Consider the following 21,574-nt stretch of genomic DNA (forward strand, 5'->3'; position numbering starts at 1 on the left):
ATCTCCCCTCAGACAGCGTCGTTTCCAGCCAACCGGGTGCGCCTGACCGCCGTCTCCCACGAAGCTGACGAAAGCCTGACAGTGAAGACGCAGCCTTGGCCCGGACGGGTGACCAGCTCGACCGAGCCGCCGTGCGCGGCCACGATCGAGCGCACGATGCTCAGCCCGAGCCCCGTGCCGCCGGTGCCCGGGCTCCGCGCCTGGTCGGCGCGGAAGAACCGCTCGAACACCCGGTCCGCCGTGGCCTCGTCCAGCCCCGGTCCGTTGTCGGCCACAACCAATTCCACCCTGCCAGACGATCCGGCCACGCGGACATCGATTTCCGTGCCCGAAGGGGTGTGCACCAGGGCATTGCCGATCAGGTTCTGCAACACCTCGCGCAGCCGGTTCTCGTCGCCGGTCACCTCGGTGTCGCCGTCGACCGCGAGCTCGATCCGCCGCTGCGGCGCCGTGACCCGGGCATCGGCCACGGCGTCGGCCGCGAGCACGGCCACGTCGACCTGGTCGGTCGCCGGCTCGTACTGCTGGTCGAGCTGGGCCAGCAACAGCAGATCGCCGACGAGGTCCTGCATCCGGGCCGATTCCTGCTGGATACGGGACATCGACAGCGCGGTCAGCTCCTCGCCGGCCAGCCCGTGCTGGTGCATCTCGGCCCAGCCGCGAATGGTGGTCAGCGGCGTGCGCAGCTCGTGCGAGGCGTCCGCGACGAACCGCCGCAGCCGTTCCTCCGACTGCTGGCGGGCGTCGAACGCCTCGTTCAGCGCCGCCGCGACCTGCCCGACCTCGGAGCGCTCGTTCGGCACCTCGATGCGTTGGTGCAGCTCGCCGGCGGCGATCCGGCGCGCGGTGCGGGCCATGTCCCGCAACGGAAGCAGGCCCACCCGCAGCACGCCGAAGCTCAGCAGCCCGATCCCGGCCAACGCCGCCGCCGTGGCCGTCAGCTCGAAGACGATGAGCCGGTTGAGCGCCTCGGCCGTCGGATCGAGGCTCTCGGCCAGCAGCGCGCTGGCGATCGGCTGCGACTTGCCGCTGGCATCGAGGTAGCGGACGTGCGTGCCGACGTTGAACATCTGCGCCCGGTAGTCCGGGCCGCCGGCCGAGGTCAGCGTCGTCGGATTGGCGGCGAAGTCCTTGCCCAGCAAGGCCGGCAGCGTCGGCGGCGCGGCCGGGTTGCCCAACGAGTCCAGCGCCGGCGTGCGGTCCACGATCCGACCGTCCGGGTCGACCAGCGCGACGACGTAGCCCGGCTGGAGCAGCGCCTCCACGCTGTCCTTGGTCAGCACCACCGAGGTGTTGTCGATCTGCTGCGTCACCCGGGCCCGGGTGTTGCCCAGCCACGCGTCCGCGCGATCGCGGAAGTACACCTGAAGGGCGACGATCGAGGCGGCGTCCACGATCACCATGCCCAGCGCCGCCAGCACGATCACCGCGCAGACCAGCCGCCCGCGCAACGAGTTCGCGCGGCGCACCTCAGCCCTCCCGCAGGCTGTAGCCGAAGCCGCGCACCGTGTGGATCAGCGGCGCGCCGGTGGCGTCCAGCTTCTGCCGCAGCCGCGAGACCACCTTCTCCACCACGCCGTCGCCGAAGTCGTGCCGCCACACGTGTTCCAGCACCTGGCTCTTCGACACCACCCGGCCGGCGTTGGCCATCAGGTAGCGCAGCAATCGGTATTCGGTCGGGGACAGTTCCACCAGACGGCCGTCCCGGGTCACCTGCCGCGTGCCCTCGTCCATCACGACACCGCCCACGCTCAGCACCGGATCGGCGCTGCGCCGGGCCCGCCGCAGCAGCACCTGCACCCGGGCCAGCACCTCCGGGATGCTGAACGGCTTGGTCAGGTAGTCCTCGGCGCCGGTGGTCAGGCCGGTCACCTTGTCCAGCACCGAGTTGCGGGCGGTCAGCAGCAGCACCGGCGGCGCGTCCGGCTGCTCGGACACCCGCCGGCACACCTCGAAGCCGTCCACGTCCGGCAGCATCACGTCCAGGATGACCAGGTCCGGCGGCTCGGTCGCGATCAGCCGCAGCGCCTCGCGGCCGGTCGCCGCCGTGCGGACCTGGTAGCCGGCCAGGCCAAGGGTGGTGGCCAGCATCTCGGTGATGCCCGGCTCGTCGTCGACGACCAGCAGGTGCTGGCCCTGTCCGTACACCAGGGGCGGGCGTTCCACGCCGATCCAACGAATCGCGTCAACTCCGCGTTCCGCTGTGACCTGGGTCACCCGGCCGAACCGGGGCTGTGGATCACTCGTGTTCGCGGTGTTCCTTCCTACCTCGCCTCTGGGAGACAAACACCATGAACCGTGTGACGGTGGCGCTCGCCCTCGTGACGGCCGCTGTTGGCCTGGCCGCGTGCTCCGCGCCCCAGACCAGCGTCAAACCCCTTGCCCAGCAAGAGGTTTCCGCCCCCGACGCGGTCAAGGTCCCGGCCGGCAACAGCTTGCTGGCCAGCTACCAGGGCGACGGTGTCCAGATCTACCAGTGCGCCAAGGCCGCCTGGACCCTGCTCGAACCCGCGGCCACCATCTCCGACCACGGCAAACCCGTCGCCCTGCACTTCAAGGGCCCCATCTGGGTGTCGACGGTCGACGGCAGCGAGGTCGGCGCCACCGCCGTGCCCGGCGCCTCCGTCAAACACGCCGACGCCGTCCCGGAGCTGCTGCTCAAGGCGTCGGAGAACCACGGCAAGGGGCAGTTCGCCGACGTCACCTACGTGCAGCGCCTGGCCACCAAGGGCGGCCTCGCCCCCGCCGGCAAGTGCACCGACGGCGCCCAGGCCTCCGTGCCCTACTCCGCCACCTACACCTTCTGGGTCAAGGGCTGACGCAATGAAGGGACCATTCCTACACTCCGAGTGGAGGAATGGTCCCTTCCGAACTCAGCCGCCTGTGCAGATGCGGCGCAGGGTGTTGATGCGGTCGGTCTCCTGCTGGGCCCATTTCAGCAGCTCGCCGTTGGTGAGGTGGTCGAGCGCGGCCTCACCGGCGGTTGACGCGGCGTCGCGCAGCGCCTGGGACAGCTCCTGGTCCTGGGTCTGGGCCGAGAGCTTGGTGAACAGGTCGGCCAGCTCCTTGGCGCGGGTGGCGTCCCGCTGGGCCGCGTCGCCGACCTCGCCGAGCAGCGCTGATCCCAGCGCCTGGGCGCAGATCTCCGCCTTCGGCCGGGGCCCGTTCGAGGACGCCGAGGAGTCGCAGGCCGCCACCGTGAACAGCGCCAGCGCGACCGTCATGACCAGAGTTGTCCGCACCACACGACATTACCGGCGGTACAACTGGCGTACCACGTCATCTATGTCGGGTTCGATCACCGCCACGTCGTGCACGGGCGACCGCTGGGAGATCATGCTGATCAGGGTGGCCGCGGTCACCGTGTCCCGGCGGAACGACAGCTGCTGGCGCAGGCCGCCGCCCTCCACCTTCACGGTCTGCACCCCGGGCAGCCCGGTCAGCTCCTCGCACGGCCGCTCGAAGTCCACCACCAGCACCCGCTCCGGCGTGACCTCGTCCCGCAGCTCGGCCAACGGCCCGTCGGCCAGCACCCGGCCGCGGTCGATCACCATCATCCGCCGGCACAGCCGTTCGATGTCGTCCAGATCGTGCGTGGTCAGCAGCAGCGTGGTGCCGCGGGTGGTGTTCAGCTCCGACAGGAACTCCCGCAGCCGCTCCTTGGAATCCAGGTCCAGCCCGATCGTCGGCTCGTCCAGCACGAGCAGCTCCGGGCCGTGCAGCAGCGCCGCCGTCACCTCGCCCCGCATCCGTTGCCCCAGCGACAACTGCCGGACCGGCGTGTCCAGAAACTCATGCAGCCCAAGCAGTTCCGTGCATTCCTGCAGACGCTTGGCGTGATCGCCGGCCGGCACCCGAAAGATGTGCCGCAGCAGGTCGAAGCTCTCCCGCAGCGGCAGATCCCACCACAACTGGCTGCGCTGCCCGAAAACCACGCCTATTCGCCGCGCCAGCTCCGCCCGTTGTCGACTCGGATCCAGCCCGCACACCCGCACCCGGCCGGCAGTCGGCACCAGGATCCCGGTCAGCATCTTGATGGTCGTCGACTTGCCCGCCCCGTTCGGCCCGATGTATCCGACGGTCTCGCCCGCCCGGACCTCGAACGACACGCCGCCGACCGCCACCACGTCCTGGCGGGTCCGGCGGAACCGCCCGGCCTTGCGCGTCACGGTGAACGTCCGGCCCAGCTCGCTGACCTCGATCATGATCCCGTTCCTCGGTAGTGGCGGACGGCGGTGCGCCAGATCAGGCCGGCGACCAGGGCGGCCAGCGCGGCCACCGGGGTGGCGAGCCAGCCCAGCCAGCTCGGGCCGCCCAGCGGGTCGGCGCGGTCGAGCAGGGTGAGGCCGGGGTAGTAGGCGACGAAGGCCCCGGGCACGATGTAGGCCATCAACGTGCGCAGCCAGCCCACGTACACGGTGATCGGGTACGAGGTCAGGTAGCTGCCGCCGTAGGTGACGGTGTTGGCCAGCTCTCGGGAGTCGACGAACCAGAACGAGACCGAGTTGGCGGCCACGAAGATGGCAGCGAAGATCGTGGCCCCGGCCAGCGGGGTGAGCCCGAGCAGCAGGGCCTTGGCCGGCGTCCAGTGAATGTCCGTTGTGGACAGGACGTAGACCAGGGTGCCGAAGGCCGTGAGCACGCGGCCGATGCGGCGCAGCTGGAAGTCGCCGGCGAACAGCTGGAACAGTGTCGCGAGTGGACGCATGAGCACCACGTCGAAGGCGCCGGTGCGGACATAGGTGGGCAGCCGCTCGATGCTGCCCACCACCATGTCGGCCAGCCCGAACGACATGCCGGACAGGGCGTAGAACAGCAGCACGGCCGTGATGTCGAAGCCGCCGAGGGCGGCGACCCGCCCGAACACGACCAGGATCACCAGCAGGTCGTTGCCCTGGGCCAGCGCCTGCCCGAAGCAGTTCATCACGAACGAGCCGCGATAGCTGAGCTGGCCGCGGATCTGGGCCCGGGCCAGCCGGAAGTAGACGGCCAGGTCAGCCACCCTGCACCACCACCTTGTGCATGGCCCGGGCCAGCACGAGCCGGGCGGTCGCGGCGAGCAGGAGCGCCCAGAGCAGCTGCTGGGCCAGCGTGGCCAGCACCGGCCCGTCCTGCACGAACACGTTGATGGGGAACTGAAGCATGGACGGGAACGGGGTGAACGACAGCGCGTGCTGGGCCCAGCCGGGGAAGAAGGACAGCGGGATCTCCAACCCGGCCAGGGTGGGCGCCGCGATGCCGTACAGGCTGCGCACGCCACGAGAATCAAGCAGCCAGAACGTGGTCAGCCCGAGCAGGAAGCGCATGTTGAAGCTGACCAGCACGGCCAGCGCGGTGCTCAGCACGAAGGTCGGCGCGACCATGGGGTCGTCCGGCCAGCGGAACGGGAAGAACACGGCCCCCAGCAGCAGTTGGGGGACGAAGCGGGCGATCGCGCTGTAGCCCGCCCGGCCGAGGTCGGTGCACAGCAGCGCGGTCTGGAGGTTCCAGGGGCGGGACAGGTCGACGACGATGTCGCCGGTCCTGATCCGCTCGGCCAGGTCGTCCTCGCTCCAGAGGTCGACGACACCGAGCAGGCCCTGGCCGAGCCAGACGTAGGTAATGGTGGTGGTCAGGTCGTAGCCGCCGATCGAGGCCCCATCGCGCGCCAGAAAAACCCCCGACAGGATGCCGACCTTGATCAGTCCGAAGACGATGTTGGTCGCGGTCCCGGCGAGCACGGCTTGGCGGTAGGTGGAGTACCTGTGGAATCCGGCGAGCGTGATGCGGAGATAACAGCCGATCACTGCACACACGTCTGTCCACGCTAGGGGTCGTGGCAACTCATTTATCCGGGGATTTCCCCGATCCGGTCCGGGGGCGCCCGCGCCTAGCATCGGTGTCATGGTGAACGGGGTGAGCAACAGGGAGCTTCGCGTCTCGGACGCGGAGCGGGAGCACGTGATCGGGTTGCTGCAGAAGGCGATCGGCATGGGGCTGCTGACGCTGGAGGAGTTCACCGACCGCACCGACGTGGCGCTGGCCTCGCGGACCCGGGCCGAGCTGAACGTGGTGCTGGCCGACCTGCCGGGTATGACGCATCCGGAGATGCGCGTCCGGGGTGGACTGTGGGGCGGCCGGCAGTCGTCCGGGCCGCGGCTGCCCGGCGATCCGATGGTGCTGTCCAGCGGCTGCGGGTCCAGCCTCAACCGCAACGGCTACTGGCAGGTGCCGCGGTCGATGGTGGTCCGCTCCAAGTGGGGTTCCGGCGTGAACCTGGACTTCACCGAGGCCGCCTTCGAGCACGAGCAGCTGGACATGCGGCTGGACGTGACCGGCGGCGCCGTGACGCTGCGGCTGCCGGAGGGCGCCAGCGTCACGTTGAACGACCTCAACACGAAAATGGGTTCCTCGGTCACCGACCGGGTCGGCTACCAGGGACGCCAGGGCACGCCGCACATCGCCATCAGCGGCGACCTGAGCATGTCGGCGCTGACGATCAAGGGCCCCCGCCGCTGACTCGGCCCCGTATGCAGGGAAGGACGCCTTACCCTCGTTCAACGCGGGTAAGGCGTCCTTCCCTGCATAAGCCTGGGGGCGAGCTAGTCGCGGGGAGCGGCCAGAACGCCGTCGAGCAGGCCGGGGAACAGGGTGTCCAGGTCCTCGCGGCGCAGGCTGTTGACCTTGGACGTGCCGACCGGGCGCTGGTGGATGACGCCGGACTCGCGCAGCACCCGGTAGTGGTGGGTGAGCGTGGACTTGCTGACCGGCAGGTCGAGCACGCCGCAGGCGATCTCGCCGTGGTCGGCGATGGCCCGCACGATGCGCAGCCGCACCGGGTCGGCCAGCGCCTGCAGCACCCCCTCGATCCGGATGTCCTTCCGGATGGGGTGCTCCAGGGCGGTCGCGGTGCTCATGCCGCCATTGTACGAGCCCGGTCGAAAATCGGCGGCGGTCGAAGAGGGACCGTCAGCGGCCCGCGACGACGGCCGGCACGTGGTGCAGGGTCAGCAGGTCGAACGGGACCCAGGTGGCCACGCCGGTGCGTTGCAGCGAGGCCAGCGACAGCCAGACGCCGAGCACGGTCAGCACCGGCAGCACCATGCCCAGCTCGACCCGGCCGCCGGTGCGCATCCGCATCGGCTTGGGCAGCGCCACCGGGTACCAGGTCTTGCCGGAGAACGGGATCGGCCAGAAGATCGGGCAGCCCTGCTCGGTGATGGAGTCGCCGAGACAGTGGGCCAGACAGCCGGCGGCGACCGCTGTCGCGCACCACATCGCCTGTTCGGCCGGGCCGACGTCGATCCAGTGCCAGCACAGGACCGTGAGACCCAACGACAGGATCGTCACGCCGAGCACGTGGCCTTTGGGCGTCCACTCGTGCAGCAGCCCGCGGACGGCCAGGGCACAGAACAGGAACAGCAGCGGTAACAGGGCGATCTTGTGGGCCCACTCCACCACCGCATAGGTGCCCGCGCCGGCGGCCGCGGCGAACAGCAGGGTGTGGGTCACGCCCCGGTGGCCGCCGTGCCGGTTGGCGTCGCTGCGCAGGCGGGTGCCGCGGTAGACGATGTGGCTGAACCAGTGCACGCCCTTGGACAGCACCCACGTGACCTTGCCGAACGTGTGCGCCACGGTCGCCTCGGGGTGGTCCAGGTCCGGCAGCAGGGCCGCGCCGCTGCACAGGGCTGCCCCCACGACCCAGGTCTGCGGTGTCATCGGCAGGTTGTCGGCGATCGCCGCGATGGACACCCCGCCCCACATCATCAGCCCGCTCATCGCGTGCGTAGGTCCGGTCGACACGACGCCCCCCTGCTTCAAGATCACTTGTGCCGGCAGGGGAGGCTACCTGTCGATGGCTGAAGGATCGGGGTGACATGCCGTGACCTCGCCCCGCGCGGCACGTGCGGCACAAGCACAGTGTCGTTGGCCACGCCCCTGAAGCGATCACGAAGAGTTAGCAGTACACTTGTACTGCTTGCATTGTCGCGAGAGGAGAGCCCGGCGCATGGGCAAGATCAAGGTCGAAGGCACCGTCGTCGAGCTCGACGGCGACGAGATGACCCGCATCATCTGGCAGTTCATCAAGGACAAGCTGATCCACCCGTACCTGGACGTCAACCTGGACTACTACGACCTGGGCATCGAGCACCGGGACGCGACCGACGACCAGGTCACGATCGACTCCGCCAACGCCATCAAGAAGCACGGCGTCGGTGTGAAGTGCGCCACCATCACGCCGGACGAGGCGCGGGTCGAGGAGTTCGGCCTGAAGAAGATGTGGCTCTCGCCCAACGGCACGATCCGCAACATCCTCGGCGGCGTCATCTTCCGCGAGCCGATCGTCATCTCCAACATCCCGCGGCTGGTGCCGGGCTGGACCAAGCCGATCATCATCGGCCGTCACGCCCACGGCGACCAGTACAAGGCCACCAACTTCAAGGTGCCCGGCCCGGGCGAGCTGACCATCACCTTCACGCCGGCCGACGGCTCCGAGCCGATCCAGCACGTGGTGGGCAACTACCCCGAGGGCGGCGGCGTCGCCATGGGGATGTACAACTTCCGCAAGTCCATCGAGGACTTCGCGCGCGCCTCCCTGTCCTACGGCCTGCAGCGCGAGTACCCGGTCTACATGTCGACCAAGAACACGATCCTCAAGGCCTACGACGGCATGTTCAAGGACGTGTTCCAGGAGATCTTCGAGGCCGAGTTCAAGGCCGACTTCGACGCCAAGGGCCTGACCTACGAGCACCGCCTGATCGACGACATGGTCGCCGCCGCGATGAAGTGGGAGGGCGGCTACGTCTGGGCGTGCAAGAACTACGACGGCGACGTCCAGTCCGACACCGTCGCGCAGGGCTTCGGCTCGCTGGGCCTGATGACGTCGGTGCTGATGACGCCGGACGGCCGCACCGTCGAGGCCGAGGCCGCGCACGGCACCGTGACCCGGCACTACCGCCAGCACCAGCAGGGCAAGCCCACCTCCACCAACCCGATCGCCTCGATCTTCGCGTGGACCCGTGGCCTGCAGCACCGCGGCAAGCTGGACGGCACCCCGGCCGTGTCCCAGTTCGCCACCGCCCTGGAGGAGGTCGTCATCTCCTCGGTCGAGGCCGGCGCCATGACCAAGGACCTGGCCCTGCTGATCGGCAAGGACCAGCCGTGGCAGACCACCGAGGCGTTCCTCAACACCCTCGACGAGAACCTGCAGAAGCGGATGGCGTCCGCCTGAGCGCCATAGCGTGACCAAAAGGGCCCCGTCGGGTGACGGGGCCCTTTTGTGTGCCGGTCACGGTTTACCTTCCGGCGCATGGGGAAAAAGCTCCTGCTCGCGGTCCTGACCGCAATGCTCGGTATCACGCTCGCCGGCACGGCCTCCGCGGCCGCACAGCCCGGCTACGTCGCCCTCGGCGACTCCTACGCCTCCGGCGTGGGCACTCGGACGTACATCGACGCTACCTGCAAGCGCTCCTCGTACGCCTACGCCCCGCTGCTGGCCGGTCGACTCGGGCTGGCCCTGGACTTCCAGGCGTGCAGCGGGGCCAAGACCGGCGACGTGCTCAGCAAGCAGGTCGGCGCCCTGTCCACCTCGACCCGGTTCGTCACGCTTTCCGTGGGTGGCAACGACATCGGCTTCTCGGGCGTGATCGAGAAGTGCGCGCTGCCGTTCTACAACTGCACCGGCGACATCAACAAGGCGCTCGCGCTGATCTCCAGCACCCTCAACGGGGCCCTGGACAACCTCTACACGCAGATCCACACCCGGGCACCCAACGCCACGGTCGTGGTGGTCGGCTACCCGCGTCTGTTCAACGGCGACGAGTGCAACCTGCTGGCCCGGATCAGCTCGACCGAGCAGGGGCAGCTCAACGCCGGCGCGGACCAGCTCGACAACGCCATCAAGGCCCGGGCCGCGGCGCACGGGTTCGTGTTCGAGGACGTGCGGACGGCGTTCACCGGCCACGCCGTGTGCGACAAGGTGGAGTGGCTCAACGGCCTCTCCAACCCCACCACCGAGTCCTACCACCCCAACCGCGACGGCCACGTGGCGTTCGCGAACCTGCTTCAGCCCCTGCTGTGACCGTTGGTGACGGCATAGCCCGGTAGGGGTCCCGGCCGGGTGGATTCCGGACCGGGTGGTTCTGCCGCGCCCCGTCCTCCGGTACTGCTGAGATGTCTCGCCGGAAGGGAATCGGCGGCGTCTTGGCGGGAGGAGGACGGGGTGTTCGGCATTCCGGTGATCAAACTGGCCGTGGTCGGCGGGGTCGGCGTCGTGGCGTTCGCCATGGTCGCGCACCACAACGCCGAGGCGTCGCAGGGCAATTCGCAGTGCGCCTTCACGGTCAACGCCGACGTGCTCAACGTGCGGGCCGGCCCCGACACCTCGGCCCGGGTCGTCGGACGGCTGGTGCAGAGCCAGCCCGTGACCGCGCAACCGTTGGTGCAGAACGGTTTCCGTCAAATCGACGGCGTCCGCTGGGCATCCGCCGATTACTTGGTCGCGGCGGCCGGCAACACCTGCTGAGTCAGCCAGCCCTGGTCGTCCAGGCCGATGTGGTACGGCACGTTGACCACCACCACGCCCGGCGTGAACAGCAGCCTTGCCTTGAGCCGCAATGCACTCTGGTTGTGCAGCAGGTGCTGCCACCAGCGCCGCACCACGTACTCCGGGATGAAGACGCTGACCACACCGCGCTTGTCCCGGGCGTGTATCCGGGTCACGTGGTCCACGATCGGCTTGCTCACGTCACGGTACGGCGAGGACAGCACAACCAGCGGCACCTTGATGCCCTTGCGCTCCCATTGCTGTTGCAGGTTGCGGGTTTCGTCGTCGTCTGCGGCCACCGTGACGGCTTCCAGCCGGTCCGGCCGGGTCGCCTTGGCGAAGGCCAGCGCCTGGAGCGCCGGCTGGTGCAGTCGGGAGACCAGCACCAGCGCGTGCACCGTCGGCGGCAGCGTGGTGCTTGTTCTCACGTTCTCGACCTGCTGCTCGAACCGCCGGTAGTAGCGGCTGATCGCCCGCATCACCACGAAAAGCACCACCATCGCCAGCACCGCGAGCCACGCCCCGTGCACCACCTTGGTGGCGAACACGACAACCAGCACCACCCCGGTCAGCCCGGCGCCGAAGGCGTTGATCGCCTGCGAGCCGCGAATCCTGGCCCGCCGGCCAGGATCGGTTTCCGTGGCCAGCGTCCGCTTCCAGTGCACGACCATGCCGGCCTGGCTGAGCGTGAAGCTGGTGAACACGCCGATGATGTAGAGCTGGATCAGGCTGTCGATGTTGGCGTCGAAGCCGATGATCAGCAGCACCGCGAACGCCGCCAGCAGCAGGATGCCGTTGCTGAACACCAGGCGGTCGCCGCGGTTGTGCAGCTGCCGGGGCAGGTAGCGCTCCCGGGCCAGGATCGAGGCCAGGCCGGGGAATCCGTTGAACGCGGTGTTGGCGGCCAGGATCAGGATGCCCGCGGTGGCCGCCTGGAACAGGTAGAACAGGACCGAGCCGCCGCCGAACACACTCGTCGCGACCTGGGAGATCACCGACGGGTTGCCGTCCGGCCGCGCGCGGGCGTTGAGGTTCACGGCCAGCGCCGTGAGGCCGGCGAACATGGCCACCGCCATGACGCCCATCATCACCAGCGTCGTCGCCGCGTTGTGCGGCTTGGGTTTGCGAAACGACGGCACGCCGTTGCTGATCGCCTCGACGCCCGTCAACGCCGTGCAGCCGGACGCGAAGGCCCGCAGCGCCAGGAAAACCGTGCCGATGCCGGCGAAGCTCTCCGTGGGGTGCAACGGAACAGCGGCCGTCGACGCCTGCGGCAGCGTCCCGTTCAGGCCTCGGACCGCCGCGACGGCGAACATCAGGAACGTCAAGGCGATGAACGCATACGTCGGAACGGCGAACGTCCTGCCGGATTCCTTGACACCGCGCAGGTTTGCCAGCGCGATCACCACGACGAAGCCGACCGAGACGGCCACCGCGTCCGGCGCCAGCTCCGGGATCGCCGAGATGATCGCGACGACGCCGGAGACCACCGACACGGCGACCGTCATCACGTAGTCGACCAACAGCGCTGCCGCCGCCGTCAATGCGGCCGTCTCACCCAGGTTCGCCTTGGCGACGACGAAGGCGCCGCCGCCGCTCGGGTAGGCGTAGCAGGTCTGGCGGTAGGAAGCGACCACGACGATCAGCACGATCGCCACCGCCGCCGCGACCGGCGTCGACAGGGACAGGTAGCCCGCGCCGCCGACCGCCAGCGTGAGCAGGATCTGCTCGGTCGCGTAGGCCACCGACGAGATCGGGTCGCTGCAGAAGACCGGCAGCGCCAGCCACTTGGGCAACAGCGTGTCACCCAACCGCTCGCTGCGCAGGGGACGGCCCACGAGCAGCCGTTTCACGACGTCGAACACGCTTTCCCTCTCGCCGGTTGCTCGGTTCGAGCGTGCGGGGCCAAGATGGCGGCGCGGCCGGCACTGATGCGATCCTTACGCCGGCACGGCGTCCGTTTACGCGTTCCTGATGCCGCTAGGCTCTTGGCCGTGCTGACCGTCTCCACGATCAACGTCAACGGCCTGCGCGCCGCCGCCAAGAAGGGCTTCGTCGAGTGGCTCGCCGCCACCGAGGCGGACGTCGTGTGCCTGCAGGAGACCCGGGCCGAGCCCGGTCAGCTGCCCGCCGAGCTGCTCGAACCGGCCGGCTGGCACACCGTGCTGGCCGAGTCCGAGCTGAAGGGCCGGGCCGGCGTCGCGCTGTTGTCCCGGACCGCCCCCGAGGCCGTCCGCGTCGGCTTCGGCTCCGCCGAGTTCGACCGCGGCGGCCGCTACGTCGAGTTCGAGCTGGCCGACGTGGTGGTGGCCAGCCTCTACCTGCCCAGCGGCGACGCCGGCACCCCCAAGCAGGACGAGAAGTACCGCTTCCTCGACGCCTTCTTCGCCCACCTCGTCGAGCTGCGGGCCAAGGCCGAGGCGGACGGCCGGGAGGTGCTGGTCTGCGGCGACTGGAACATCGCGCACCGCCCCGAGGACCTCAAGTCCTGGAAGACCAACCAGAAGTCCGCCGGCTTCCTGCCGGAGGAACGCTCCTGGCTCGACCGCCTCTACGCCGCCGGCTACGTCGACGTCGTGCGCTCCCTGCACCCCGACACGGCCGGCCCGTACAGCTGGTGGTCCTACCGCGGCAAGGCCTTCGACAACGACTCCGGCTGGCGCATCGACCTCCACGTCGCCAGCGAGGGTCTGGCCACCAAGGCCGTGTCCGCCGTCACCGAGCGCGCCGCCACCTACGCCGAGCGCTGGTCCGACCACGCCCCCGTGACCGTCCGCTACGACATCTGAACCCCGCGAGTCCCGCCCAGCGTCACACCGAATGCGTGAATCGGTTTCACACACTCGGTGTGACGGTAAGCGGGACTCGCGGGTTTATTCCCGCTCTTCCTGTGAGAGTGGTCTCCCTACGCTGAGCGACGGTCCGGAGGGAAAGCCGACTTACGCTCGCTCGGTGGTCAACGACACTCCGCGCCCGAGCGAGTCAGGGCCCAGTAATTCAGCCCTCCGCCGGGCACTTCGCCGCGCTGCCAACGGTTCGACGCTGGATGCCACGGAGGCGGCGGTGCTGCTGCACGCCCGCGGCGAGCACCTGGAGGAGCTGCTGGAGATCGCGGGCCGGGTCCGCGACGCGCACCTGAGGGCGGAGGGGCGCGAAGGCATCATCACCTACAGCAAGAACGCCTTCATCCCGCTGACCAGGCTGTGCCGGGATCGGTGCCACTACTGCACCTTCGCGACGGTGCCGCACCGGGTGCCGGCGGCCTACCTCGAACGTGACGAAGTGCTGGACATCGCCCGCCAGGCGGCGGCGCAGGGCTGCAAGGAGGCTCTGTTCACGCTGGGTGACCGGCCGGAGGACCGGTGGCCGGCGGCCAAGGAGTGGCTGGAGGCCCGCGGCTACGGCTCGACCCTGGACTACCTGCGCTCGGTGGCGATCGCGGTCCTGGAGGAGACGGGCATGCTGCCCCACCTCAACCCGGGCGTGCTGAGCTGGGAGGAGTTCCAGCGCCTGAAGCCGGTCGCGGCCAGCATGGGCATGATGCTGGAGACGACGGCGACCCGCCTGTGGAGCGAGCCGGGCGGCGCGCACTACGGCAGCCCGGACAAGGACCCCGAGGTCCGCATGCGCGTGCTGACGGACGCGGGCCGGGTGGGCGTGCCGTTCACCAGCGGCATCCTGATCGGCATCGGCGAGAACCTGGACGAGCGGGCGGATTCGCTGCTGGCGCTGCGCGGCGTGGCCCGCCAGTACGGCAACATCCAGGAGATCATCGTCCAGAACTTCCGGGCCAAGCCGGACACCGCCATGCGCGGCATGCCGGACGCCGACCTGCACGAGCTGGCGGCGACGATCGCGGTGGGCCGGCTGCTGATGCCGTCCAACGTGAGCGTGCAGGCCCCGCCCAACCTGGTGGGCGAGGAGTTCGAGCTCATGCTGCGCGCGGGCATCGACGACTGGGGCGGCGTCTCGCCGGTCACCCCGGACCACGTCAACCCGGAGCGGCCATGGCCGGCGATCGACGAACTCGCGGCCACCACGGCGAAGTCCGGCTTCCAGCTGCGCGAGCGGCTGACCGCCTACCCCCGCTTCGTCAAGGCCGGCCAGCCGTGGATCGACACCCGCATCAGCGCGCACATGGATGCCCTGGCCGACACCGAAACCGGCCTCGCCAACGAGGAAGCTGTCCTGAGTGGACGGACGTGGCAGGAGCCGGACTACGCCCTGGAGTCCCACGGCCGCACCGACCTGCACGAGACGATCGACACCACGGGCCGCACCGGCGACCGCCGCGGTGACTTCGACAGCGTCTACGGGGACTGGGAGTCGCTGCGCGACCAGCTGCACAACAGCCCGTCGTTCAGCAAGCTGCCCAGCGACGTCCTCACTGGACTGACGATCGCCGCAGAGAATCCCGCGGCCCTGCTGGACGAGGCGAACGCCGACGCGGCGCTGGCCCTGCTGACCGCGGACGGCGAGGCGCTGGAGACGATGACCCGGCTGGCCGACCAGCTGCGGGCCGAGGTCAACGGCGACGACGTCACCTACGTGGTGAACCGGAACATCAACTTCTCCAACGTCTGCTACGTCGGCTGCCGGTTCTGCGCCTTCGCGCAACGGGAACGCGACGCCGACGCCTATCGGCTGACCGTGGAGGATGTGGCCAACCGCGCCGAGGAGGCGTGGGTGCTGGGCGCCACCGAGGTCTGCATCCAGGGCGGCATCGACCCCAAGCTGCCGACCAGCTTCTACGCCGACATGGTGCGGGCGATCAAGACGCGGGTGCCGGGCATGCACGTGCACGCCTTCAGCCCCATGGAGATCGTCACCGGCGCCACCAAGGCCGGCGTGAGCGTCGAGGAGTGGCTGACCGAGCTGCGTGACGCCGGCCTGGACACGATTCCCGGCACGGCGGCGGAGATCCTCGACGACGAGGTGCGCTGGGTGCTGACCAAGGGCAAGCTGCCGACCAAGACGTGGCTCGAAGTCGTTGGCACGGCCCACAAGCTGGGCATCCGCTCCTCGTCGACGATGATGTACGGCCACGTCGACCACCCGGGCCACTGGCTCGGCCACCTGCGCACGCTGGCCCGCCTCCAGGACGAGACTGGTGGCTTCACCGAGTTCGTGGGCCTGCCGTTCGTGCACAACAACGCCCCGATCTACCTGGCCGGCGTGGCCCGCCCGGGACCGTCCCGAAGGGACAATCGGGCGGTGCACGCCATGGCTCGGCTGGCATTGCACGGCCGCATCGACAACATCCAGTGCTCGTGGGTGAAGCTGGGCGACGTCGGCACGGCCGAGGTGCTGCGCGGCGGCGCCAACGACCTGGGCGGCACACTGATGGAGGAGACCATCAGCCGGATGGCCGGCTCAGCGCACGGCTCGGCCCGCACCATCGCCGAGTTGGACGCGATGGCGGGTCTGGCCGGCCGGCACGCTCGTCAGCGAACCACGACCTACGGCCATGTTGCGACAAGTGGACCCGTTCGGGTGAGCCTTTTGGACCACTGACGTCACGGCGAATGGGTAGCTTCTGAGGTTGCCTCCCAAAGCAACATCGGCCTCGGAAGGACTATCCCGTGCGCAACAGAAAAGCGCTCGCGTTCCCGCTGGCCGTGATGGTGGCCGGGACGATCATCGCCGGTGCCGGGGCCGCCCTGGCCGCGACGCCCAGCGATATCGGCCCGGCCGTCCACACGGCCATCGAGCACCAGCGAGGTAACCCGCCGTGCGAGCGGGCCGGCCGGGGCAACCCGCCGACCTGCGACACCACCACGGCTCCGCCCACGTGCGAGCCGGCCGGCTACGGCCGCGGCCTGCCGCCGTGCACGTCGACCACGCCGCCGACGACCACCCGGTCGACGACGACGCCGCCGAAGACCACCACGACGCCGTGCACGACGACGAGCACCACCACGCCGTCGACCACGACGTCCACGACCTACACCACGCCGTCGACGACCACGTCCATGACGACGAGCACGACCTACACCACGTCGTCGACCACGAGCTCGACGACGACAACCACGACGACCCCGTCGACCACCACGACCAGCCCGTCGCTGTCGTCCACGACGGCCCCGCCGTCGACCACGACCACGACGACCGCGCCGCCGGTGACCACCTCCACGTCGCCGGGCACGCAGGAGCTGGCCTACACCGGCACCAGCACCGACACGGGCATGCTGATCGCCATCGGCGTGCTGCTCATCGTCGGCGGCGGCCTGATGCTGATGATCCGTCGGACCCCGAAGGCCCGAGGCTGAGTCGTCCCGTACGCCCCGCCCGCCCGGGGCGTACGGCACGAAACCTGCATCATGGTTGCCTCAGAGCGGGACTCGCGGTGTGAAAGCGCTGGTCCTGATCTTGTGGGACCCGGCGCTGGGGGGAGGCGCGAGCGCCGTTATTCTCGCTCCTCGTGATGGACCGCACAGTCCCCGGAACGGGTGGGGTTGACACGTTCGGTAGTTTTTCGAACGACAGCCACCCTCGTGTTCACTCTTTCGGGGCGACCTCACTGTCGGGAGACGCTGCCTTGCGTAACCAAGTTCGGCACCTGACGCGTTCCACCCTGGCTGCCGCCTGCCTGCTGCCGGTCACGCTGCTGCTCACCGCCGGCCTGGCCGCCGCCGAGACCGACGCCCCCGTCGAGAGCAAGGTCCCGGTCTCCCTGGACGGCTTCGCCCTGATCGCCATCCTGCTGGGCTTCGGTGGCCTCGTCGCCGGCCTGCTGCGCCACCGCCATCGCCTGGCCCGCGAGGCCAAGGCCGCCGCCGCGGCGGCCAAGGCGGCCGTCGAGGAGAGCGCCGCCGCCGTCGTCACCCCCAAGCCGGCCCCGCGGCCCACGCCCAGCCAGCTCTGAGTAGCCCCACCGAAGTTCGGAAGGGACCATTCCTCTACTCGGAGTGTAGGAAGTGCGCCTTCACGTCATCAGGCGGTTCTGAGTAGTTCGACGCTCTGCGACGGCCTGCACACACGGTTACCGTAGGCGGGTGGCGGAGAAGGAATCCCTGCTGACCCGGTTGCGCAAGCGTCATGCGTGGCTCGACCATCTGCTGCGCGCGGGCGCGCGGTACACGGAGCGTTACGGCGATCACTACGCCGCGGCGATCACGTACTACAGCGTGCTGTCGCTGATACCCCTGCTCATGCTGGGCTTCTCCGTGGCCGGATTCGTGCTGGCCGGCAACATGGAGCTGCTGGGGCAGATCAAGACCGGCATCGCCACCGCCGTGCCGGGCGCGCTGGGCGACGAGGTCAACACGATCGTCGGCAAGCTGATCGAGTCCCGCGGCACGGTCGGCGTCTTCGGCCTCCTGGCCGCCCTCTACTCCGGCCTGGGGTGGATGACCAGCCTCCGCGACGCCGTGACGGCCCAGTGGACCCGTGAGCGCCCGCAACTGCCGTTCCTGATCACCGCGGTCAAGGACCTGCTCACGCTGATCGGCCTCGGCCTGGCGCTGGTCGTCTCGTTCGGCATCACCGCGGCCGGCTCGGCGCTGGGCGGGCTGGTGCTGGAGTGGCTGGGCCTGCGGCAGACCGGCTGGGCCGAAGTGCTGCTGTCCCTCGCCTCGATCGTGCTGGGCCTGCTGGCCAACTGGCTGGTGTTCCTGTGGGTGCTGACCAGCCTGCCGCGCTTCCACGTCGGCTGGCGCAGCGCCGTGCGCGGCGCGATGACCGGCGCGATCGGCTTCGAGATCCTCAAGCAGGTCGGCAACGTCTACCTCCAGACGATCAAGGACTCGCCGTCCGGCTCGGTCTTCGGCACGCTGCTGGGCCTGCTGGTCTTCATCAACCTGGTGTCGCGGTTCCTGGTCTTCATCACGGCGTGGACGGCGACGGCCCGCGAGAACCTGGCCCGCTCGGCCGACCCGGTCGTGGCCCCGCCACCGGTGGTGATCCGGCCCTCGGTGCAGGTGGCCGCCCGCCCGGACGGCGTCCTGGCGGCCGGCCTGCTCAGCGCCGGCGCGCTGGTCGGCGTGACGCTGACCAGGCTGCTGCGCCGGCGCTGAGGCCTCAGAACGCCCCGATGCCGTTCGGCGTGCCCACGCCGGTGGGGGCGTCGTAGCCGGGCTTGCCGTTGCACAGGTAGTCCCCGCCGCAGTCCCGCCCGCCGACGGCGCCGCTGTCGACGTCGTACAGCGCGTTGGCGTGCGCGTAGATGTACGACGCGTCCGGCACCTGCGACCCGTTGCCGGCCAGCGCGATCAGCCCGGCGATGAACGGGGCCGAGGCGCTGGTGCCGCCGATGGTGCCCCAGCCGGGCGCCTGATAGGTGTCGTAGACGGCCAGGTCGTCGGCCACCGCCGAGACGTCCGAGACGGTTCGTTTGCCGCAGTTGGCGTCGTGCTGCCACGCCGGCTTGGCCACCCACGCCGAGCAGGCGCTGCCGGCCGAGTCCCACGCCTTCTCGGTCCAGCCCCGGGTGTTGTCGGCGCGGGTCAGCGTGGTCCCGCCGACGGCGATCACCGACGACAGCACGGCCGGGAACTCCGCCGTGGTGAAGCCGTAGTCACCGCTGCTGGCCACGATCGGCACGCCGGGGTGCCGGTACGCGGCGGCGAGTTCGCTCATGTGGCCGCTCTCGTCCAGGCCGTAGCTGTTGGACACCACGTTCGCCCCCTGCGCGACGGCCGTGTTCACCGAGGCGGCGAGGTTGGCGTCGAGCGGGTCATCGCCCTCCACCAGCAGGATTGCGCACGCGGGGCAGGCGGCCGAGGCCATGTCCAGATCGAGGGCGATCTCCATGCCCTAGCCCGGATCACCCTTCGGCAGCGGGGCGGCCTGGCCGTGCTGGTTGATCTTGCGGAAGCAGCCGTTGGCCGTGGTGCACGGCGGCAGGTCGTAGCGGCTGCGGTAGGCGGCCAGGTCGCTCTCGGCGTTGGGATTGTCGTAGGCGTCCACGATGGCGATGGTCTGCCCCGCGCCGCCGGTGGCCGGCAGGTGATACGCGGCGCGCAGGTCGTCGGCGCCGTGCCCGGCGTCGGCGGAATGCTGCGCGACGCTGAGGCAGTGCGCGATATGAGCATCACTCGGAGAGTTGCAGGATGGCATGGCGGGCTTGGCGACCGCCGGGCCCGCGAACGCGGTCAGCAGGGCCGCGGTGATGGCGAGTGCTCGAAACACGGTTGTCTCCCGACGACGTCAGTACGAAACGGTCTGCTGCAGGGAATTGCCGGCGGCGTCAGTCGCGCTCACCCGCAGCGCGGCGGGCTTGCCCAGCCACAGAGCCCGGTACTTGCCGTTGCCCAGCGACACCAGCGGCGCCGGCAGCCAGTTCTTGCCGTCGTACGAGATTTCCGCGCCGGCCTTGGTGATCGGGCTGGTGGAACCGCCCGGCGCGTGCGCGAAACTGATCGTCGCTCCCTTGTCTTCTTTGGCGTAGCGGACGTCCAGCAGCGGCAGCGCCGAGCACTGCGCGACGTCGCCGATCGACTCACAGCCCCAGTTGGCCGGCACGGTCCGAGTGTCGGAGCGCCCCGAGGCGAAGGTCCACTCGGTGTGGCTGGTTGTGCTGTGCGCCAACCACTGCGGGTGCATGGTCGCGTCGAGCGTCAGGTGGTACACCGCCGAGGCCGCCGGCAGGGTCACCCGGCCGGTGTCGGTGGACCGCACGTCGGCGTACACCTTGCCGTTCCCGCTGAGCACCAGGTGCGCGGAGGTGATGTCCTTGTCGTCCAAGGAAAGTGCGTGCCCCGGGTCGCTGTCGGCCGCCGGTAGGACGCCGATGCCGAGCGTGTCGCCGGTGCGGCACGCCGCGCAGCCCCAGCCCCAGCCGGCTGCCGCCGGCGTGGACTGGTCGGTGATGGCGTCGGTCGGCTGGACCAGGCCGGGGGCCAACGGTTCCCGCAGCCAGTCGGCAGTTCGCGTGGCGCCGGGCTTGACCAGGCGCGGCCCGTCGTAGACGACCCCGGTCTGCTTGGTGGCGTCGGTGAACAGGTAGTCCTTGGCGATGAGGTCCGACGCCCCGCCGACGTACTCGGTTCGGCGCAGGGGAGTGGTGATCGGGTGGATGGCCGTGGCCGGGAGGTCCAGGCCCACCGACCAGAGCTCACGCGCGAACCCGGCGTGCAAGCTGCCGAAGTAGTTGGCGTGCACGGTTTGCAGCTGGTCGGCGGCGACCACCTGGTGCTGGTCGGCCGGAATGGCCCCGGCTTCCCGGAACACCACGTCGTAGGTGTACGGATCGGCCTGGCCGGCCGGGGAGTCCAGGTGGGCGGTGAGGAACGTGAGGCGCTGCCCGATGGCCGGTGCGGGAGCCGGCTCCAGCAGCACCGGCACGTTCGGCGCGAGGAACGAGTTCTCCGCCGACGCCTTCTTCGCGTCCGTCCACATGGTGTGCACGGCCAGGTCGGTCAGGTCGGCCGGCCGTGGGGTCTGCACCGACACCGGCGCGGTCGCGGCGCGGGCGTCCAGGGTGATCGCCTGGTCGCCGGCGACGACGATGTCGCCGCGGTTGAGCACCCTCAGGTCGGTCAGCTTGTCGCCGGCCATGCCGGGCACGTACGCGGTGAGGCCGTAGTGGCCGTTGGGCACGCTGATCCGCAGCTCGCCGTCCGCGGTCGACGGGAAGTCCCCGTACTGCCGCTCGCTGTCCAGATTGATCAGGACCAGGTTGGCCGCCGCGGGCTTGCCGTCGGCCCCGAGCACGGTCAGCGCCAGCGTGTGCATCGGGTAGTTGGGCTGCGCGGCCTGCGGCGCCGGTGCTGCGCCCCGAGTCAGCGCGGACACGTCGTACCGGGCCGGATCGCCCTTGGCGTCGGTCGGGATGATGTACGTGTCGCCGTTGATCTTCTCGCGGAAGTAGCCGACACCCGGTCGGGGCGTCAGCACGAACTGGTCGCCGACGGCCAGCACGTGGTCGCCGGTCGGCAGTAACAGGTCGTGCGGGATCAGGTCGTGCGGGCTGGTGGTCGCGGCGGGGGCCACGGCCGTGGCCCCGAGGGCCAGGCCCGCGGCGGTGGTCACCGCGCCGAGCAGGTAGGTGGTTTTCACCCAGCTGATTGGTCGATGCCGCCCCGCCGCATGACAACATGAGCGGTGCTC

22 protein-coding genes are annotated in these 21,574 nt (G+C 69.8%); 10 read left to right on the forward strand and 12 right to left on the reverse strand.

The window, feature by feature from the left end:
• Window positions 1–8 precede the first annotated feature (8 nt).
• Both AB0M73_RS21235 and AB0M73_RS21240 read right to left on the reverse strand, forming a co-directional pair.
• A complete protein-coding gene (locus AB0M73_RS21235; RefSeq protein WP_363892841.1) occupies window positions 9–1,469 on the reverse strand; it encodes a HAMP domain-containing sensor histidine kinase in 1,461 nt (486 codons plus the stop codon).
• A gap of 1 nt (window position 1,470) precedes the next feature.
• Window positions 1,471–2,166, reverse strand: a complete 696-nt coding sequence (locus tag AB0M73_RS21240; protein ID WP_052396712.1) for a response regulator transcription factor — start codon at window positions 2,164–2,166, stop codon at window positions 1,471–1,473.
• Between the two features lie 125 nt (window positions 2,167–2,291).
• Here AB0M73_RS21240 and AB0M73_RS21245 point away from each other — a divergent pair, with 125 nt between their 5' ends.
• Entirely contained in the window at window positions 2,292–2,819 is a 528-nt protein-coding gene (locus AB0M73_RS21245; RefSeq protein WP_363892844.1) for a DUF3455 domain-containing protein, read from the forward strand.
• A 54-nt stretch (window positions 2,820–2,873) separates the two neighbouring features.
• On the opposite strand, the gene AB0M73_RS21250 is transcribed toward AB0M73_RS21245, so the two are convergent.
• From AB0M73_RS21250 to AB0M73_RS21265, 4 genes are read right to left on the reverse strand one after another with little or no spacing between them, the layout of a single operon-like run.
• Window positions 2,874–3,242, reverse strand: a complete 369-nt coding sequence (locus AB0M73_RS21250; protein WP_363892846.1) for a hypothetical protein — start codon at window positions 3,240–3,242, stop codon at window positions 2,874–2,876.
• A gap of 9 nt (window positions 3,243–3,251) precedes the next feature.
• Window positions 3,252–4,205 (reverse strand): ATP-binding cassette domain-containing protein, encoded by a 954-nt coding sequence (locus tag AB0M73_RS21255; RefSeq protein ID WP_363892848.1) that lies wholly within the window; start codon window positions 4,203–4,205, stop codon window positions 3,252–3,254.
• A complete protein-coding gene (locus AB0M73_RS21260) occupies window positions 4,202–5,002 on the reverse strand; it encodes an ABC-2 family transporter protein (protein WP_363892850.1) in 801 nt (266 codons plus the stop codon). Before AB0M73_RS21260 ends, AB0M73_RS21255 begins: the two co-directional genes overlap by 4 nt.
• The gene (locus AB0M73_RS21265; RefSeq protein ID WP_363892852.1) at window positions 4,995–5,795 is read right to left on the reverse strand and encodes an ABC-2 family transporter protein; all 801 of its coding nucleotides are present in this window, start codon (window positions 5,793–5,795) and stop codon (window positions 4,995–4,997) included. The genes AB0M73_RS21260 and AB0M73_RS21265 overlap by 8 nt, the downstream gene beginning before the upstream one ends.
• Window positions 5,796–5,883: 88 nt before the next feature.
• Here AB0M73_RS21265 and AB0M73_RS21270 point away from each other — a divergent pair, with 88 nt between their 5' ends.
• A complete protein-coding gene (locus AB0M73_RS21270) occupies window positions 5,884–6,498 on the forward strand; it encodes a DUF1707 domain-containing protein (RefSeq protein WP_043721734.1) in 615 nt (204 codons plus the stop codon).
• Window positions 6,499–6,581: 83 nt separating this feature from the next.
• On the opposite strand, the gene AB0M73_RS21275 is transcribed toward AB0M73_RS21270, so the two are convergent.
• A complete protein-coding gene (locus AB0M73_RS21275) occupies window positions 6,582–6,896 on the reverse strand; it encodes a helix-turn-helix domain-containing protein (RefSeq protein ID WP_363892855.1) in 315 nt (104 codons plus the stop codon).
• Window positions 6,897–6,948: 52 nt separating this feature from the next.
• Window positions 6,949–7,782, reverse strand: coding sequence for a metal-dependent hydrolase (locus tag AB0M73_RS21280; RefSeq protein WP_363892857.1), 834 nt, complete (start codon window positions 7,780–7,782; stop codon window positions 6,949–6,951).
• Between the two features lie 205 nt (window positions 7,783–7,987).
• Here AB0M73_RS21280 and AB0M73_RS21285 point away from each other — a divergent pair, with 205 nt between their 5' ends.
• The 3 genes from AB0M73_RS21285 (at window position 7,988) to AB0M73_RS21295 (ending at window position 10,504) form a co-directional block, all read left to right on the forward strand.
• Window positions 7,988–9,211, forward strand: a complete 1,224-nt coding sequence (locus tag AB0M73_RS21285) for an NADP-dependent isocitrate dehydrogenase (RefSeq protein WP_043721738.1) — start codon at window positions 7,988–7,990, stop codon at window positions 9,209–9,211.
• A gap of 78 nt (window positions 9,212–9,289) precedes the next feature.
• A complete protein-coding gene (locus AB0M73_RS21290; RefSeq protein WP_363892860.1) occupies window positions 9,290–10,060 on the forward strand; it encodes an SGNH/GDSL hydrolase family protein in 771 nt (256 codons plus the stop codon).
• Window positions 10,061–10,201: 141 nt separating this feature from the next.
• Entirely contained in the window at window positions 10,202–10,504 is a 303-nt protein-coding gene (locus AB0M73_RS21295; protein ID WP_363892862.1) for an SH3 domain-containing protein, read from the forward strand.
• On the opposite strand, the gene AB0M73_RS21300 is transcribed toward AB0M73_RS21295, so the two are convergent.
• A complete protein-coding gene (locus AB0M73_RS21300; protein ID WP_363892864.1) occupies window positions 10,471–12,390 on the reverse strand; it encodes an APC family permease in 1,920 nt (639 codons plus the stop codon). The two genes, AB0M73_RS21295 and AB0M73_RS21300, sit on opposite strands and share 34 nt — an antisense overlap.
• A 129-nt stretch (window positions 12,391–12,519) precedes the next feature.
• Between AB0M73_RS21300 and AB0M73_RS21305 the strand changes: the two genes are divergently transcribed.
• The 5 genes from AB0M73_RS21305 (at window position 12,520) to yhjD (ending at window position 18,540) form a co-directional block, all read left to right on the forward strand.
• Window positions 12,520–13,314, forward strand: coding sequence for an exodeoxyribonuclease III (locus AB0M73_RS21305; protein ID WP_363892866.1), 795 nt, complete (start codon window positions 12,520–12,522; stop codon window positions 13,312–13,314).
• A gap of 163 nt (window positions 13,315–13,477) precedes the next feature.
• Window positions 13,478–16,039, forward strand: a complete 2,562-nt coding sequence (locus tag AB0M73_RS21310; RefSeq protein WP_363892868.1) for a bifunctional FO biosynthesis protein CofGH — start codon at window positions 13,478–13,480, stop codon at window positions 16,037–16,039.
• 68 nt (window positions 16,040–16,107) lie between these two features.
• Window positions 16,108–16,794: an LPXTG cell wall anchor domain-containing protein gene (locus AB0M73_RS21315; protein WP_363892870.1), complete on the forward strand. Its 687-nt coding sequence runs from the start codon at window positions 16,108–16,110 to the stop codon at window positions 16,792–16,794.
• Window positions 16,795–17,063: 269 nt separating this feature from the next.
• Window positions 17,064–17,390, forward strand: coding sequence for a hypothetical protein (locus AB0M73_RS21320; RefSeq protein ID WP_363892872.1), 327 nt, complete (start codon window positions 17,064–17,066; stop codon window positions 17,388–17,390).
• Between the two features lie 130 nt (window positions 17,391–17,520).
• Window positions 17,521–18,540 carry an inner membrane protein YhjD gene (gene yhjD / locus AB0M73_RS21325; RefSeq protein WP_363892874.1) on the forward strand — a complete coding sequence of 340 codons (1,020 nt, stop codon included), beginning with the start codon at window positions 17,521–17,523 and terminating at the stop codon, window positions 18,538–18,540.
• A 4-nt stretch (window positions 18,541–18,544) separates the two neighbouring features.
• On the opposite strand, the gene AB0M73_RS21330 is transcribed toward yhjD, so the two are convergent.
• From AB0M73_RS21330 to AB0M73_RS21340, 3 genes are read right to left on the reverse strand one after another with little or no spacing between them, the layout of a single operon-like run.
• Window positions 18,545–19,276 carry a S8 family serine peptidase gene (locus tag AB0M73_RS21330; RefSeq protein ID WP_363892876.1) on the reverse strand — a complete coding sequence of 244 codons (732 nt, stop codon included), beginning with the start codon at window positions 19,274–19,276 and terminating at the stop codon, window positions 18,545–18,547.
• Between the two features lie 3 nt (window positions 19,277–19,279).
• Window positions 19,280–19,654 carry a hypothetical protein gene (locus tag AB0M73_RS21335; protein ID WP_363892878.1) on the reverse strand — a complete coding sequence of 125 codons (375 nt, stop codon included), beginning with the start codon at window positions 19,652–19,654 and terminating at the stop codon, window positions 19,280–19,282.
• A gap of 18 nt (window positions 19,655–19,672) precedes the next feature.
• A complete protein-coding gene (locus AB0M73_RS21340) occupies window positions 19,673–21,523 on the reverse strand; it encodes a hypothetical protein (RefSeq protein ID WP_363892880.1) in 1,851 nt (616 codons plus the stop codon).
• Between the last annotated feature and the right edge of the window lie 51 nt (window positions 21,524–21,574).

The organism is Kutzneria sp. NPDC051319 (assembly GCF_040682195.1).
Classification (GTDB): Bacteria; Actinomycetota; Actinomycetes; order Mycobacteriales; family Pseudonocardiaceae; genus Kutzneria.

What these genes read in the sequence shown, in the direction of transcription:
- AB0M73_RS21290 (WP_363892860.1), top strand. Translation starts at nt 9,290, where the DNA reads ATGGGGAAAAAGCTCCTGCTCGCGGTCCTGACCGCAATGCTCGGTATC.
- AB0M73_RS21285 (WP_043721738.1), top strand. Translation starts at nt 7,988, where the DNA reads ATGGGCAAGATCAAGGTCGAAGGCACCGTCGTCGAGCTCGACGGCGAC.
- AB0M73_RS21270 (WP_043721734.1), top strand. Translation starts at nt 5,884, where the DNA reads ATGGTGAACGGGGTGAGCAACAGGGAGCTTCGCGTCTCGGACGCGGAG.
- AB0M73_RS21275 (WP_363892855.1), bottom strand. Translation starts at nt 6,896, where the DNA reads ATGAGCACCGCGACCGCCCTGGAGCACCCCATCCGGAAGGACATCCGG.
- AB0M73_RS21255 (WP_363892848.1), bottom strand. Translation starts at nt 4,205, where the DNA reads ATGATCGAGGTCAGCGAGCTGGGCCGGACGTTCACCGTGACGCGCAAG.
- AB0M73_RS21245 (WP_363892844.1), top strand. Translation starts at nt 2,292, where the DNA reads ATGAACCGTGTGACGGTGGCGCTCGCCCTCGTGACGGCCGCTGTTGGC.
- AB0M73_RS21330 (WP_363892876.1), bottom strand. Translation starts at nt 19,276, where the DNA reads ATGGAGATCGCCCTCGATCTGGACATGGCCTCGGCCGCCTGCCCCGCG.